The organism is Pseudomonas sp. R2-37-08W, from assembly GCF_003851705.1.
Taxonomy (GTDB): domain Bacteria; phylum Pseudomonadota; class Gammaproteobacteria; order Pseudomonadales; family Pseudomonadaceae; genus Aquipseudomonas.
This window is the reverse complement of sequence record NZ_CP027728.1, coordinates 217,830-232,106: the sequence shown is the minus strand read 5'-3', so window position 1 is coordinate 232,106 and position 14,277 is coordinate 217,830. Positions and strand designations below refer to the sequence as shown.

15 protein-coding genes are annotated in these 14,277 nt (G+C 58.6%); 5 read left to right on the top strand and 10 right to left on the bottom strand.

The window, feature by feature from the left end:
• Nucleotides 1-114 precede the first annotated feature (114 nt).
• From C4J93_RS00920 to C4J93_RS00895, 6 genes are all read right to left on the bottom strand, one after another.
• The gene (locus C4J93_RS00920; protein ID WP_124428345.1) at nt 115-666 is read right to left on the bottom strand and encodes a hypothetical protein; all 552 of its coding nucleotides are present in this window, start codon (nt 664-666) and stop codon (nt 115-117) included.
• Complete coding sequence (locus tag C4J93_RS00915; protein ID WP_124428344.1) at nt 663-1,235, bottom strand: RNA polymerase sigma factor; 573 nt, start codon at nt 1,233-1,235, stop codon at nt 663-665. Before C4J93_RS00915 ends, C4J93_RS00920 begins: the two co-directional genes overlap by 4 nt.
• 155 nt (nt 1,236-1,390) lie before the next feature.
• Nucleotides 1,391-3,013, bottom strand: a complete 1,623-nt coding sequence (locus tag C4J93_RS00910) for a VWA domain-containing protein (protein WP_124428343.1) — start codon at nt 3,011-3,013, stop codon at nt 1,391-1,393.
• Between the two features lie 192 nt (nt 3,014-3,205).
• Nucleotides 3,206-3,856, bottom strand: a complete 651-nt coding sequence (locus tag C4J93_RS00905; RefSeq protein ID WP_124365367.1) for a DUF799 domain-containing protein — start codon at nt 3,854-3,856, stop codon at nt 3,206-3,208.
• Entirely contained in the window at nt 3,853-4,215 is a 363-nt protein-coding gene (locus tag C4J93_RS00900) for a DUF4810 domain-containing protein (protein WP_124365366.1), read from the bottom strand. Before C4J93_RS00900 ends, C4J93_RS00905 begins: the two co-directional genes overlap by 4 nt.
• 29 nt (nt 4,216-4,244) lie before the next feature.
• On the bottom strand, nt 4,245-4,925 hold the full coding sequence (locus tag C4J93_RS00895) for a CsgG/HfaB family protein (RefSeq protein ID WP_124360727.1): 681 nt from the start codon (nt 4,923-4,925) through the stop codon (nt 4,245-4,247).
• 270 nt (nt 4,926-5,195) lie between these two features.
• Here C4J93_RS00895 and C4J93_RS00890 point away from each other — a divergent pair, with 270 nt between their 5' ends.
• From C4J93_RS00890 to C4J93_RS00880, 4 genes are all read left to right on the top strand, one after another.
• Entirely contained in the window at nt 5,196-5,807 is a 612-nt protein-coding gene (locus C4J93_RS00890) for a hypothetical protein (RefSeq protein ID WP_124413495.1), read from the top strand.
• A gap of 16 nt (nt 5,808-5,823) precedes the next feature.
• Nucleotides 5,824-6,411, top strand: coding sequence for a hypothetical protein (locus C4J93_RS00885; RefSeq protein ID WP_124369157.1), 588 nt, complete (start codon nt 5,824-5,826; stop codon nt 6,409-6,411).
• Between the two features lie 330 nt (nt 6,412-6,741).
• Nucleotides 6,742-7,050: a transposase gene (locus tag C4J93_RS27250; protein ID WP_256660109.1), complete on the top strand. Its 309-nt coding sequence runs from the start codon at nt 6,742-6,744 to the stop codon at nt 7,048-7,050.
• Entirely contained in the window at nt 7,047-7,889 is an 843-nt protein-coding gene (locus tag C4J93_RS00880; protein WP_305955627.1) for an IS3 family transposase, read from the top strand. Before C4J93_RS27250 ends, C4J93_RS00880 begins: the two co-directional genes overlap by 4 nt.
• A 406-nt stretch (nt 7,890-8,295) precedes the next feature.
• Here C4J93_RS00880 and C4J93_RS00875 read toward each other — a convergent pair whose 3' ends face one another.
• On the bottom strand, nt 8,296-10,884 hold the full coding sequence (locus C4J93_RS00875) for an autotransporter outer membrane beta-barrel domain-containing protein (RefSeq protein ID WP_124428342.1): 2,589 nt from the start codon (nt 10,882-10,884) through the stop codon (nt 8,296-8,298).
• Nucleotides 10,885-11,284: 400 nt separating this feature from the next.
• Nucleotides 11,285-11,977: a hypothetical protein gene (locus C4J93_RS00870; RefSeq protein WP_124428341.1), complete on the bottom strand. Its 693-nt coding sequence runs from the start codon at nt 11,975-11,977 to the stop codon at nt 11,285-11,287.
• A 411-nt stretch (nt 11,978-12,388) separates the two neighbouring features.
• Here C4J93_RS00870 and C4J93_RS00865 point away from each other — a divergent pair, with 411 nt between their 5' ends.
• Nucleotides 12,389-12,646, top strand: coding sequence for a hypothetical protein (locus C4J93_RS00865; protein ID WP_124372368.1), 258 nt, complete (start codon nt 12,389-12,391; stop codon nt 12,644-12,646).
• A gap of 306 nt (nt 12,647-12,952) precedes the next feature.
• Here C4J93_RS00865 and C4J93_RS00860 read toward each other — a convergent pair whose 3' ends face one another.
• Nucleotides 12,953-13,585, bottom strand: coding sequence for a hypothetical protein (locus tag C4J93_RS00860; RefSeq protein ID WP_124418988.1), 633 nt, complete (start codon nt 13,583-13,585; stop codon nt 12,953-12,955).
• 131 nt (nt 13,586-13,716) lie between these two features.
• The gene (locus C4J93_RS00855; RefSeq protein ID WP_124428340.1) at nt 13,717-13,989 is read right to left on the bottom strand and encodes a hypothetical protein; all 273 of its coding nucleotides are present in this window, start codon (nt 13,987-13,989) and stop codon (nt 13,717-13,719) included.
• Nucleotides 13,990-14,277: the final 288 nt, after the last annotated feature.

The window sequence follows — 14,277 nt, the reverse complement described above, 5'->3', positions numbered from 1 at the left end:
GCTCAATTAAATGATAGCAAATAGCATCCATGGCATAGGGCTATTGCGTAATAAGTTCAGTGCAATGATTACCGAACAAGGGCGACGGTATCGCGCGATACCATCGCCACGAGGTCAGTGAGGCTGCAATGCCTTGAGCCGCTCTTCAAGGTCTTGCGCAGGGAAGCGCTTTCGCAACTCGGCAAGTTTCGCCGTCGCTGCCGCATCATCGCCTGCTGCGCGCAGGCGCAACACTTCCTGCAAGCCCTGCTCCAGCGGGTCCGGCACTGCGCGCTTGGCCAGCTTGCCTTGGGGCAAGGCATCACTATTCATTTCGGCGCTGAACGACTCGACCCGCGGCGGCGCGCTCATGGGCGCAGGCGCGGAGAACGTTGCCGGGGCGGCGAGGCGTGTGTTCTGCACCTGATCAAACTCGGTGGTGCGCGTGATCACGCCCACCAGCAATGCCACACCGGCCACGCTGGCAAACGCCATCTGCCAACGCGGTTGCTGGCACAACCGCACCCAGCGTTGCCACAGACTGGGCCTGGGGGCAGGCGCTTCGCGGCGGGCGGCGTTCAGAATTAATGTGTCCAGGAATGCGGGCGGTTCGCCGGCACTGTTCTGGCGATAGTGCTGGATCAGCGCTTCGTCGCGCGGATCGTTCGGATCTCGGGCGTCAGTCATACAGTTACCTCCTCGGCCAGCAAGCGCCGCAGTTTCTGCAGGGCGTAGCGCAGGCGGCTTTTTACGGTTTCCAGCGGGGCGCCGGTGAGGGCGGCGATTTGGGGGACTTCGAGTTCGCCGTGCAGGCGCAGCAGGAAGACTTCGCGCTGGTCTTCGGGCAGGTCTTGCACGGCGGCGTCGAGGCGCGCCTGGTCGCGGCTCAGGCTCAGGTGTTGCTCGGGGCCGGCGCTGTGGTCGGCCTGGGCGTGCAGCTGCTCGTCGTAGCTGTCGTGCAGCGGGTTGTGGATGCCGTGCTTGCGCCAGTGGTCGATCAGGCGGTTGCGCGCAATCTGGAACAGCCACGTACGAAAACTCGCCCGGCCCTGTGGCTGGGTGGTGCTGCGGATCAGGCTGAGCCAGGTGTCCTGATAGATTTCCTCGGCCAGTTCGGGTTTGTTGCACAGGGAAACGAGGAAGCGGTACAGGCCTTGGCGGTGGCGGGCGTACAAGGCTTCGAAAGCAGCGGCGTCGCCGGTGCGGTAGCGGGCCAGCAGCGATTCGTCGCTGGGTGGATCGTCTGGAACGGCCATGTGCTGGGGTGAACTCCTTTTTGTCAGCCGAAGCAGGATTGACGGTGGGAGGGGGCTTGCTCCCGATGGCGGTGGGTCAGATAGCACATTTGGTGCTGATGTACCGCTATCGGGGGCAAGCCCCCTCCCACATTTGGACAGTGTAGGATTTGAGATCAGCGTTTTAGGCTTTGGGCCAGTTCCACTAGCTGTACGAACTCGTTGCGCAGGCCGAACGGGTCGTCGCCGCGGGCTGAGCGGGCCAGGTTGGCGGTGTCCTGCAAACTCATGTTGCCAGTGTAGCGGCCATCGCCCTTGAGCTGTTGGGCGAAGGCAGCTACGGCGGCGCTGAAGCGCAGGTCGTCGCTGGGCCTGGCGGATATTTTATCGACGGCCCGTTCGATCAATTGGCTATCACCGCCCGCCGCAGGTTTGTAGCGTACGCGCACCGTCGCCAATTCTGCCGAGGTGTTTTCAGCCGCAGGCGCTCTGGCATAGCGCAAAGGTTCCAACCAGCCCTTCTCGCCCTTCGGTACGATTTCGTACAGCGCGGTCAGCGTGTGCCCTGCGCCGATTTCGCCGGCATCGACTTTGTCGTTGTTGAAATCCTCACGCTTCAAGGCGCGGTTTTCATAGCCGAGCAGGCGGTACTCGCTGACTTGTGCCGGGTTGAATTCCACTTGCAGTTTCACGTCCCGCGCCACCACCGCCAGCGTTGAGCTGAGCTGGTCTACCAACACCTTGCGAGCTTCGCGCAGGTTGTCGATGTAGGCGTAGTTGCCGTCACCGGCGTCGGCCAGTTGCTCCATCAGGTGCTCGTTGTAGTTGCCCACACCGAAGCCGAGGGTGGTCAGCGAAACGCCGCTTTTGCGCTGGTCGACGGCCATTTGCTTGAGGCTGCCGAAGTCGCTGATGCCCACGTTGAAGTCACCGTCGGTGGCCAGCAGGATGCGGTTGATGCCCTTGTCGATAAAGCCTTCGCGGGCCATCTGGTAGGCCAGTTCGATGCCGGATGCGCCAGCGGTGGATCCACCGGCGGTGAGTTGGTCGATAGCGTTGCGGATTTTGGTTTTGTCGCGGCCGGAAGTCGGTTTGAGCACCACGCGCGACTCGCCGGCGTAGACCACCAATGACACGCGGTCCTGATCACGCAGTTGATCCACCAGCAATTTCAGGGTGCTTTTGACCAGCGGCAAACCTTCGCGACGATCCATCGAGCCGGACACATCCACCAGAAACACCAGGTTGGCCGGCGGTAGGTCCGCCACGGCGCGGTCGGACGCTTTGATGCCGATGCGCAGCAGTTTAGTCCGTGGGTTCCATGGTGTGGCGGCGACTTCGGTCGTGACGCCAAAGGGTGAGTCATCGGTAGGCAACGCGTAGTCATAGGGGAAGTAATTGATCATTTCTTCCAGGCGCACCGCGCCTTCGGGCGGCAGGTTACCTTGGTTGAGGAAGCGTCTGACGTTGGCGTAGCTGCCGGTGTCCACATCCACGCTGAAGGTGGAGACCGGGGTCTCGGCGACGCGGTACACCGGGTTGTCGGGCAGGTTGGCGTATTGCTCGCGGGGTTCGCTGCGGTAGTCCATGGTCGCCGCCTCCCGCATTTGCATCGGTGCAGGCATGGCCATGCGCTTGACCAATGCGCCCTGGGCCGGCGCGCGCTGAAGCTCTGCGACGGGCTCAGCCGGTTTCGCCAGGTCAGGCGAGGAAGATAGCCCGCACCCGGCCAGCGCCACCAGCAGGGTAAGGGTGAAGCCTTGGGCAGCAGGACGCAGGAAGAGCAGAGGGCGGGACATGGGCTGAACCTCGTGAGTGAATAGTCCGTTCACAAGGTCAGACGCGAGGTATGCGAGGTTCGGGTTAACGCTCGCAAAATCAGTGTGGGAGGGGGCTTGCTCCCGATGGCGGTGGGTCAGCCACCAGATGCAGTGGCTGACACTAAGCTATCGGGGGCAAGCCCCCTCCCACATTTTGATCTGCAGCGCCTATCAGTCCGTGCCGTATTTCGGGTTGCGCGGGCCGTAGAGAATGCCGGTGCGCTGCCCGGCCGAGAGCAACCGTGCGCTGGTGATACCCGCAATCGGGTGCGCCGCGTCGGTGGAGCTGTTGATCACTTGCTTGACCGCCGCTGTAATCAACATACCCACCAGGCCACCGCTGTTATTGTTGCCCTCCTCGCTCGACGCACGCGCCGTGCCGGTCCACAGGGTGGTGCCGGTGCGCAGGTCCACCAGTTTGGCCGAGGCGGTCACGGAGGTGTCGCTGGAGATCAGCATGTACTTGGTGCCGTACTCGCTGACGGTGATGTACAGCGCGGCGTCTGCACCAAAGATGTCATGCAGCTTGGCCGGCAGTACGGCCTGGATATCGTTGGCGGTGGTCAGGCCGTTCTGGCGGAAGGTTTCGTCCACCAGGGCGATCGGCAGCACGTAGTAGCCGGCTTCGGCCAACGGGTAGGTGACTTGCGACACCAGGCTGTAGGACGCCTGCACTTCCGGCGATTCGTTGATCGGCGGCAGTACCAGGATCGACTTGGGCCGCGCCTGTTTGTAGGCTGAGTAATCAAACGTCTTGGGCGCCGCGCAACCGCCGAGCAAGGCCAGGGCCAGCAGAGCGCCGGTGAGTTTTAACAGGCTCATTTAGTGGCGACTCCGGTCTTGGCGTTTTTCAGCAGAAAGTCCATGTAGGCGGCGGACTCAGGGAACAGCGCCTTCTCGGTACGAAACTCCTGCACCATCTGGTCGTCTTTGCCCATGTTCATGTACAGCATGCCCAAATGCGCGTGGTAGCCCGGCGGCGCCTTGCGGCCGGTGGCGTTGATCTTTTGCAGGTCGCGCTCCAGCGCCTCGACCTGCGCTTCCTTGGGCTCACCCTTGAAGTATTCGTAAACCTGCGGCTGGTAGCTTTCCCATTGATACAGGGGCTGGGGCGCCGTCTGGCACCCGGTTACCGTCGCGATTGCTGCCAGCGTCAGCGCCAACTTCACTGCCTTGCTCATCCGTGTACTGCTCCTTGAGGTGTTGCTGATCAGTTACGTGGGTTCCAGGCGCCGGCATTGATGCCGTCCACCAGGCGGTTGATCGCTTCGCGCATGGCCAGGTCCAGCACCTTGCCATTGAGGGTGGAGTCGTAGCTGGCGGTGCCGCCGAAGCCGATCACTTCACGGTTGGAGAGCGCGTACTCACCGGCGCCTTGGGTGGAATACACCACTTCGGAAGTGTTGATGTTGACGATATTCAACGCGACTTTGGCGTAGGCCACTTGGGTCTTGCCACGGCCGAGGATGCCGAACAGCTGGCGGTCGCCGGTTTCCTTGCGGCCGAACTCGGTCACATCGCCGGTCACTACGTAATCAGCGCCCTTGAGCTTCTGCACGGTGCCTTTGATTTTGGCTTCCTGGGAGATTTCGCCCATGTTGTCGCGGTCCAGCACGCTGAAGCGGTTGGTCTGCTGCAAGTGGGTGATAAGGATGGTCTTGGCCTGGCCACCGAGGCGGTCGACGCCGTCGGAAAAGATGCCGCGCATGTAGCTGGAGCGGTTGTCGAACTTGCCCACGGCAATCGGCACACGCACGCCGGAATAGGCCACGCTGGCGCTGGCGACTTGCTCCACCGGCATTGCGCGGTTGCTCTCGGTGGCGCAACCGGCCACGGTCAACAGCGCCACGGCGGTGAGGCCCGACAGCAGGATTTTGGACAGTGTCTTCACGTGTTGCTCCTAAAGTGAGAAATCGGCAGAGCGCAGGGCTGCGGCCATTTTCGGGGAGGGAAACACGTGCGTCTGTATTCATCCCTGAACCTGTCGTGCCGCAACGGCTGCGGCATTTTACGGGGTTGAGAGCGGTTCTCAAGGTGTTTTGAATAAACGCAGGGTTAAGTGATGAATGGGGCTGCTGAGGGAGGGAAACCGGATCGGCCTAAAGTTCTGAGCCGACGTGCCGAGACCCTGACCTGGTTCATTCATTAATAGGGATATTGCGTGTTGAAAATCCTCTTGCGGGCAGCGGCCCTCGTTGCCGCACTGTCGATGACGGGCTGTGTGTCCTACACCGTCACCGGCCCTATCGGCGCCCCGCTACACCAGGCTTCTGTCAGCAGCCCGCGAAGCGCGCAAATCGCTGATGTGACGGTGAATGCCGCTGACGTCAACGACGCCAACAAAACCGCTATCAGCCGTTCGTTGACGTTGCAGCTTAACCAGTACGTGCGCGCGGCCGGTTACTTCAAGCAGGTTACCGAGTACCCGGTGCGCCTGGGTGAGCAGGATGTTTCGCTCAAGTTCAACATGACGTCGCTCAAGGGCCATCGCGGCGTGCACCCGGGTTATGTACCCGGCGCCTTGCTGACCTTGACGATCTGGATCTGGGTCAACGGCCCCATCTACGTCGACACGTTCGATCTGGCCGGCGACCTGGTGATCGTCGACCGCGACGGCAAGGAACTGGCCAGCAGCAAACAAGAGGTCAAGTTCGAGCGCAACGTGGGCCTGTACGGTCGCGAATACTGGGCTCCGACCATGGGCGCCAAACAACTGAACGAACTCGTCGCGCAACTGCTCGACACCGCCACCGCCAAACTGGCCAAACCGTAAACTCAAGGAGCCCCCCATGAAAGGATTGATCAAGCACAGCCTGGTACTCGCGGCCGTCTTGCTGACGGGCTGCGTGTCCTACTCGCAACACGAACTGCCACCAGTACAGACCTGGCCACCGACCGCCAACGCGCCAGCGCAGAAACCTACGGCGTACGTGCGCACCACCGGGCTGAACCAGGTCAACGGCGGCCCCGCCAACGCCGCTGCCGGCGCACCCGCCGCCCTGTGGGAAAAAGCCGTGGCGGATGGGTTCCGCCAGTCCAACCGCTTCGCACGGGTGAGCACCGACAAGGTTGACTCGGACATCTACGCTGACGCCACCCTGTACAACAACGAACAGTTCAGCATGGCCTCGGCGATCATCACCGGCGTGACGTTCTTCATCATCCCGTCCACAGCCAAGAACACCTTCACCCTGGAAACCGTGTTCAAGGACAAAGACGGCAAGGAATTGGGCCGCGTCAAGAAGAGCGAGTCGGTGCGCACCTGGATGCACCTGGTGCTGATCGTGGGCATCCCGTTCCAGGCAGACACCCGGGAAGTGGTAGAGGCGTTGACACGCAGCACGCTGGATGAGGCGGTACAGCGCAAGTTGTTCTGACGGATTCACACAAATCAAATGTGGGAGGGGGCTTGCTCCCGATGGCGGTGAGTCAGTCAACACATCATTGGCTGGACCACCGCTATCGGGAGCAAGCCCCCTCCCACAGGGGTATAGCGTCACGCCCTACGTACGCGGGTTGAGGCAGTAAAGCGCCAGTTGTCTGGACGGATTCACACAAATCCAAATGTGGGAGGGGGCTTGCCCCGATGGTGGTGAGTCAGTCAACACAACATTGACTGGACCACCGCTATCGGGGGCAAGCTGAACTGGCCTAATGATCCCGGACACCTCTTAAGGGCGATATGATTCGCCCAATCAGGAGGTTCCATGCAAGAACGAAAGACCTACACCCGCGAGTTCAAGCAACGTGCTGCAAGTATGGTTCTTGATGATAACTGCTCAGTTCCTGACGTCTGCGCGTCGATGAGCGTTGGGCCTACGGCTCTGCGCCGTTGGATTGATCAGGTTCGCAAAGAGCGTCAGAAAGGGCAGCCAGTGGCAGGTACCAAGGCAATCAGCGACGAACAGCGAGAGCTTCAACAGCTGCGAGCCAAGGTCAAGCGCCTGGAGACCGAGGCTGAAATCTTAAAAAAAGCTACGGCTCTCTTGATGTCGGATCCCGATCGTTTTTCCTGATCGAGGAGCTGAGAGAGTCGAGCTCATATCCGACCCGCCTTCTTTGTAGTGCGCTGAACGTTTCCCGCAGCGCGTTTTATGACTGGCTTAAGCGTCGCTCAGAGCCGAATACCAAGCGTGACGCGCTTAGAGCAAAAGTCGTGCAACTGCATGACGAAAGCCGGGGAAGTGCAGGTGCACGGATGATCTCTCAGCACTTGAAGGCCCAGCAGATCAAGGTAGGTCGGCATCTGGCCGGAAAACTCATGGCGGAGGCAAATCTGGCCAGCAGACAGCGCCGCCGCCATCAATATCGCTCTAGAGGCGTTGAAGCATTTGTGGCCAAGAACCTGCTCGAGCGTAACTTCGAGCCAACCGCAATCAATCAGGTGTGGTGCGGCGACGTCACCAGCCTGATGGTTGGTAAACGCTGGTATCACTTGGCAGCGATCATTGATCTGTTCGCCCGCCGAATCGTTGGCTGGGCGTTTTCTCTGATCAATGACGCGAACCTGGTTAGCAGGGCGCTGAGAATGGCGGTGGAGGTTCGAGGCAAACATGCAGGCTTGATGTTTCATTCGGATCAAGGCTGCCAATACACCAGCCAGCTCTTTCAGTCCGCGTTGCTGGAGTATGGGATAACGCAAAGCATGAGCCGCAGAGGGCAGTGCTGGGACAATGCACCAACAGAGCGTTTCTTCGGGACGCTCAAATCAGAGTGGGTGCCCACTAAGGGCTACACGACAGTTGAAGAAGCCAGGCAGGATATGACCAGTTTCTTCATGCGATACAACCGAATCAGGCTCCACAGCTACAACAACTACCTGTCGCCAATAGCCATGGAGCAAAAAGCGGCATAAACACCGTAATCGGTGTCCGGGATTACTTGACCAGTTCAAGCCCCCTCCCACAGGGGATTAGCGGCAGGCTTTACGTACGCGGGTTGAGGCCTTACAGCGAAAGTTGTTCTGACGGATTCACACAAATCCAAATGTGGGAGGGGGCTTGCTCCCGATGGCGGTGAGTCAGTCAGCACATCATTGGCTGAACCACCGCTATCGGGAGCAAGCCCCCTCCCACAGGGGAAGCGGCAGGCTCTACGTACGTGGGTTGAGGCCGTACAGCGCAAGTTGTTCTGACGGATTCACACAAATCCAAATGTGGGAGGGGGCTTGCCCCCGATGGCGGCGAGTCAGTCAATGCATGATTGGCTGGACCACCGCAATCGGGAGCAAGCCCCCTCCCACACTTGTTTTGCGGTGTGGCTTAGAAGGCGTAGCGGGCCTTGAGCATGACACCGTCAGCATCGAAACCGCTGCGTGCCTGGCGGGTGTAGCTGGCGCCGACGCTGAAGTCCGAGACCTGGTAGTTCACGCCCACACTGGCTTCATAGCTGTCACGCGCCACCGACGCGCCGGTCACGGTAAACGGCGAACCACCCGCCACGAAGCTGGAGGTTTGCGCGACGCGATCACCCATCAGGTCGTGATAGGCCATCAACGTAGCTTCCGGTTGCAAGCTACCCGCCCCCATCGGCAGGTTGCCCGCCAAACGCACACCAGCGCCCAACTCGCCCACTTCATAACGCTGCGAAGCCGTGCTCAACGCCGCCGACGAACCTTTCTCGGTAAAACCATCCATGCGCACGTTGGCATACCGCGCCGCCACACGCGGCTCGATCACCACCGCCTGGGACGGCTTGAAGCTGTAACCGCCGATCACACTGGCCGCCAACACATTGCTGTCGTAGCTGCCCTTGGCCGTGGTGCCCGCGACGTGGCGCTTGCTGTCGTTCTCGTTATGACCGTAGCTGAGGCTGCCATCCACGAACCAGTTCTGCAGCGCCCAGTTGCCGTACAGCGACAGCGCGTGGCCCTCGACGTCAGTCTTGTTGCCCAGGTCCGAATGAATATTCGAATTGAGGTAGCTGTACGCCACGCCCAGGGTGGTGGTGTCGTTCACACGACCGTCCACACCCACCGCCATGCCGCTGCTGTTGGCCGAGTAACCGTTGTTGCCGCCACGGCCGTCCTGGTCCATGTTGCTGCTCAGGCCCTGCACCCACACACCGCCGACCTGGTGGCTTTCACGCTGGTCGGTGAGGCGATTGAAGATCGCGCCGTTGACCACGGTTTGCCCCGACAAGGCCACGTCGAGGGCGCCACGGTTGACGTCCGGCGTGAGTTGGTCGGCGAGTTGCGCCAGTTGCTGTGCCGTCCCGGCGTTGGCCAGGCTCTGGAACACCGGGTCGTTTTGGTTGAGCTGGCCGAGCACATCGTTTTTCAACACGTTAACGGCGGTTGCGGCCGACGCCCCCGCGCTGGCACCCGCCAGTTCCTGCTGCACCTGCTCATCGCTTTTCACCGCCACCACGGCCTTGACCGTCTGCGCATCGGCCGAGTAGCTGAGCACGTTCAGCAACGACGACGCACTGGCCACGGCCACGCCGTTGTTCTGCACGTTGGTGGCTTGCAGCAGGGTGTATTGCGTGCCGGCTTTAGGCGCGGCGAAGTCGCCCGGGTTGGCGCTGACGGTCAGCTTGGAGGCCTGGGCCAGATTGGCCGTGCCGTTGACCGTGAGGTACGGCGTGGTCGGCACCACGCTGTCGGCCAGGTGCATATCAATGCCCGCGCCGCTGGCCACATTGAGGTTGCCGGTGATGGCGGTGCCGGGTGCGGAAAGGTTCAGCGAGCCCGAATTGACCGACACCGGCGCGATGATACGGCTACCGCTGAAACCTGCCTGGCCATCGACGTTGACGGCGTTGAGGTTGAGCAGGTCGCCGGTGATCTTGCCGCCGGTCCAGTTCAGGCTCGCGAGGTTATTGGCATCGACGGCGATGCCGCTGTTGCTGCGGATTTCGCCGGCTTGCTGGTTGATTTCGAACGGCGAGGACTGCTCAGCCGCACTCACCTGGATCGCGGTGCCGTCGGCGGTAATGAGGCCGCGGTTGACGATACCGCGCGCACCTGCGGCACTGTTCTGCGCAAAGCTGGCGCCGGACAGGTCGAAGGCATTGGCCGACGCGCCCTTGGCTTCAATGGTGCCGGTGTTGAGGATGTAATCAAAGGTGCCGCCGTACAGAAACAGCCCTTTCGCCTCATTGCCATTGGCGGAAATCAGGCCGCTGTTTTCAATACGCAGAGGGCTGGTGTCGGTTTCCACTTCCACACCCCAAGCGCCCTCGCCTGTGGCAGTAATCGAGCCCGAGTTCAGGATTTTGCCGCCGATGGTGGTCGGCGTGTCGCCGTCGATGTCAAGGATCAAGCCAATCGCACCCTCGCCGGCCATATCGATCACACCTGTGTTGGAAACGTCACCCCCAATGGTGGTGCCATGCAGGTAAATGCCTTCGCCGCCGCCCAGGTAGCCGGGCGTTGTCACCGTACCCACGGGAGGCGTGGAGCGGATGGTGCCGGAGTTGATAACGCTGCCGCCAATCGTAGTGGGGCCGATCTCAAGCCCTTCATACGCGCCGTTGCGCATCAGCACGTTGCCTGCCTGAACCACATCCCCGGTGACAGTGCTCGGGGCCAAACCGGTCGGGCCAGTCCAGAACATCGGGTCGATAGCGATCGCGCGAATGGTGCCGCCTTGCGACTCCAGCGTGATGTCTGCGCGATTGATCAGCGAGCCTTGAATGTGGGTGTTGGCAACTCCCAGGCCGGCGGGGTCGGTGGTGTTGGAATCGACCACTCGGGAAAACTGGCCGGTGATGGTTACCGGCTCGTTAAACGTCTCATTGGCCCAAATATTCTTGCCCTGACCCAGGTCGAATTCGACTGCCAGCACTTGGGTGCTGATCGCGCCAACCATGATTGCCAACAGACTTTTCTGGAACTGCTTGCGCTTCATTTCAAACTCCATGAACTACAGGTCAAAACCGCCAAGAGGCCCGGCGGCAGTAGGTGTGCTGTGCGAAAGGATCAACCGATCCGAATGAGTCCCCCGGGGCCGCCCTTCTGAATCCCAGGCGCGGGCACGCGCACCGTGGGCGGTGGCAGACAGGGGCCGTAAGGGGAATAGGGTTCACATCAATCCTTAATGTCATTTGAAAACGCTGCAGTCCATGCAGCCCGACCGATTGCGGGTGGGCGGGGTAAAGACACTGGGATAAACAAAATGTTCAAAGCTATAAGCGACACGCCCCAACACCGCCCCCCTGTAGGAGCGAGCTTGCTCGCGAAAATCGTCAACGATAACGCGAGCAACCAGAAAAAAACGCCGCCTAGCCGTTGTTACATCACCGTCAGCCTTACTTGAGCTCCTTCACCAGATACTGCGCAGAAATCTGCGTAATCCCGGTCAGCGCCCGGCGCAAGGCTTCAGGGTCGGTGCGATAAGTCAGCGGCGTGTAGCCATAAACGTTCTGGCCATTGAATGGTGTAACCGTTTCAAAGGTGCGCCAGATCATCTCATCGCCGCGATTCATCTGCGCCACCACGCTAAGGGTGGGGTAAATCACGCTGCTGAAACCCTGGGTCAGGCGAAAGCCCCACTCGGACACGGTCAACTGGATCTGCGCATCGGCCGGTTCATCGTCGCCGACCACCTTGAGCGTCGAGGTCTTGCCCAGCGCATCGACAAAGCCCTGCTTGAGCAACACACCCACATCGATTTTTTCCGCTTCGATCAGCGTCAGGATCGCCATTGACGTCGGCATCTCGGCCAATTGCCCAAGCTTCATGCCACCAGCCAAACCGGCGCCGCTCAAGGCCGCCGTGCCCACCTTGGACGCACCGCTGGCCATGCCAACACCCGCGCCAACCCCGGCCCCCAGGGCCGCACCCCAGGCTTGTTCGCGACCGAAGTACACCATGTTCTTTTCCCACTTCACGGGCAGGACTTTTACCGTCTTGATCTGCGCGCGGTTTTCGGGAGTGAGCGGGTGGCTGACGCAGCCGCCGAGGATGAGGGTGGTGAAAAGGATTAGGAGGAGGTTTTTCACATCAGTCCTTTAATGTTTGAGGGTGGATTTTGTATTCGTGGTGCGTTTTTTCGTCGACAACCTATCGGCAATGGAGGGGAAGACGTTAGGTGTTGCGGGTATTCTCCGACGAGGCGACATTTTGATGCCTTGCGTGGGTTTGGTGGTGCGGCTTATAGTCCGGCGGTCGCCCATACGGCGATCAGGTTTGGCGACCTGACAACAGAGTGCAAAAGCAATCCGCTTCATGCAGGTGTTTTTGCACCCGCAAAGCTGTGCTCGTTATGGCGGCTGTGCGCGGGAGACCTTCGGGTCTGCCGGTTTACTCTGTTGCCGGTTCGCCAACCTGCGCACAGCTGCCACCCATTCGTTTGGCGACGATTGAGTGGTGGCCCCGACCACCAAAACAGAGTGTTAACTATGAATCGATACATGCCCCTGACCGGCCACGACTGCACCGTCCCCGCCCTGATCATCGACACCCAGGCGCCCCTCGACGTCCTTCACGACGCCGCCGTGCACCGCATTCGGGCCGTCACCCAACTGCTGGAAAACCTGGCCTTCCGCGAACAACTCAGCAGCGACGCCGTAGTGCTTTCAGACTTCGCCCATTTGCTGGCCATTCCGCTGCGCGATGGGTGTGATTTGCTGGATGTCATCAGTCGCAGGCTTAATGCTGAGCTGTCTTGAGTGAAAAATCGGGCGGCCGTGGTGTCGCCCGTTTTGGTGCGCTAAAAATAGAAACAAAAGGGACAGATTTATTTAATTACTAGTTTTCAGCACTGACAAACTTACATCACCGAAAGTCAAAAACCCCGAAAACAAGAATTAACGATACCTATATATCTATCATCAAACTCGGGGCTAATCTCCACAATGCGCCAATTATGCCTTACATCGAAACATCACAATTAAACAGGAACCACATAGGGATCAGGTCAGGGCTATAATAGCATATAATGCTTTAACAGCATTATTGCAAGTCGTGGCTTGGGCCTAATCCTGCTTTTGTGTTTTAAGCTCCTTAACACATGGATTGATCATTTGCATGATTTCTGTATTCGTTGTATAGACAATAGCAGGAGTCTTCGTAACATAAGTTGCCTCGCTGGTCCGCCCGGTAGCTTCGACAAAGTTACCCTCTGGTCCAACATAGGCTTTTTTTCCCTCCGGCACCATGACGTCGAGCATAAGCTTCTTTTTCTTAATATCTGGCTTATTGTGAACATCGAATGTCCAAACCTGCAGCGCATACTCTTTGGTGAATAAATAAAAATTGGGTGATGTCTCTCTGGACTCGTAGAGATGAGCGCACATGACGTCATTGACCATGATTTTTAAGATGGGTTTATAGTGCTGACCGCTATAATTGGCAAGTATCAGTTTTGTGCGCGCTTGTACCGCAAGTGCGTTCTGTGGTTGGCACGGTATCATGTCACCATAAGGATAGGTGCACCAAGTTACCTGGCTCATCGTGACGATCTCCTCGGGCGTTACGGAAAGATCCTTCTGGATGGATATCTGGTCCTCGAGCTTTTCGTAGGGAATGCCTGTGCATCCTGCTAATAGCATTAAATTAAACAAGATAACTAGGGAAAGACCTTTTCGGTATACGCTTCGATATTTCATTTTCGAACGTCCTTTTCTACTGTTGTGATGTTCGTACCGACGCTAAGTGGACCAATGGAGCTCGGATAAAATTGGCTCACACCACAATAAAAAACAACCCGTTCTAAATTTGTAGTCTAGCCGCATTCCCCTCAATTGCCGTTTTGATCCAAAACCCTTATCTCGCGCCAGTAGATATTTTCTGGTAAAGTCTGATTCTGGGTAAACAGAGAGAACACCTCAATCACATCATCAATATTAAACCACTCATCTTTATTTAACGGAACACGCCCCCCACCAAACGATAGTAAGGTCCCATCTTCAAAGTTCATACTTGAATTTGAATGATAACCTCTAAACAACTTTTTACTTTTAGCGTCATATCGTTCAATAAAACAAGTAAATCTGCCTCCAGCCACTTGCATGTAGTTACCGTCATCATCAGTGATGCATGCGAACGAGCTAGAACCGTAGCTTTTTAATTTTTTTAGCGCTTTTATAAGCTACGCCTGATTAAAACCAATTATTACAGGACTATTTTCGGCTTCGAGCTTCATATTTACCACCTTCACGGCACATAGACAGTTGTAGCGCTTTCGATGACTTTGCCCTCTATTCGTCCTTTCCCTTGCGCCCCAAACTTATTAACAAAGTAATCGGTAAATTCTTGGTAGCTTGTCTTGCTAGCGGTTCCGCTTTTGACCTCAAGACCA

Excerpts from the sequence above, each read along its gene's own strand:
- C4J93_RS00905 (WP_124365367.1), bottom strand. The coding sequence starts at position 3,856 with ATGAGCCTGTTAAAACTCACCGGCGCTCTGCTGGCCCTGGCCTTGCTC.
- C4J93_RS00915 (WP_124428344.1), bottom strand. The coding sequence starts at position 1,235 with ATGGCCGTTCCAGACGATCCACCCAGCGACGAATCGCTGCTGGCCCGC.
- C4J93_RS00920 (WP_124428345.1), bottom strand. The coding sequence starts at position 666 with ATGACTGACGCCCGAGATCCGAACGATCCGCGCGACGAAGCGCTGATC.
- C4J93_RS00900 (WP_124365366.1), bottom strand. The coding sequence starts at position 4,215 with ATGAGCAAGGCAGTGAAGTTGGCGCTGACGCTGGCAGCAATCGCGACG.
- C4J93_RS00875 (WP_124428342.1), bottom strand. The coding sequence starts at position 10,884 with ATGAAGCGCAAGCAGTTCCAGAAAAGTCTGTTGGCAATCATGGTTGGC.
- C4J93_RS00885 (WP_124369157.1), top strand. The coding sequence starts at position 5,824 with ATGAAAGGATTGATCAAGCACAGCCTGGTACTCGCGGCCGTCTTGCTG.
- C4J93_RS27250 (WP_256660109.1), top strand. The coding sequence starts at position 6,742 with ATGCAAGAACGAAAGACCTACACCCGCGAGTTCAAGCAACGTGCTGCA.
- C4J93_RS00860 (WP_124418988.1), bottom strand. The coding sequence starts at position 13,585 with ATGAAATATCGAAGCGTATACCGAAAAGGTCTTTCCCTAGTTATCTTG.
- C4J93_RS00855 (WP_124428340.1), bottom strand. The coding sequence starts at position 13,989 with ATGCAAGTGGCTGGAGGCAGATTTACTTGTTTTATTGAACGATATGAC.
- C4J93_RS00910 (WP_124428343.1), bottom strand. The coding sequence starts at position 3,013 with ATGTCCCGCCCTCTGCTCTTCCTGCGTCCTGCTGCCCAAGGCTTCACC.
- C4J93_RS00865 (WP_124372368.1), top strand. The coding sequence starts at position 12,389 with ATGCCCCTGACCGGCCACGACTGCACCGTCCCCGCCCTGATCATCGAC.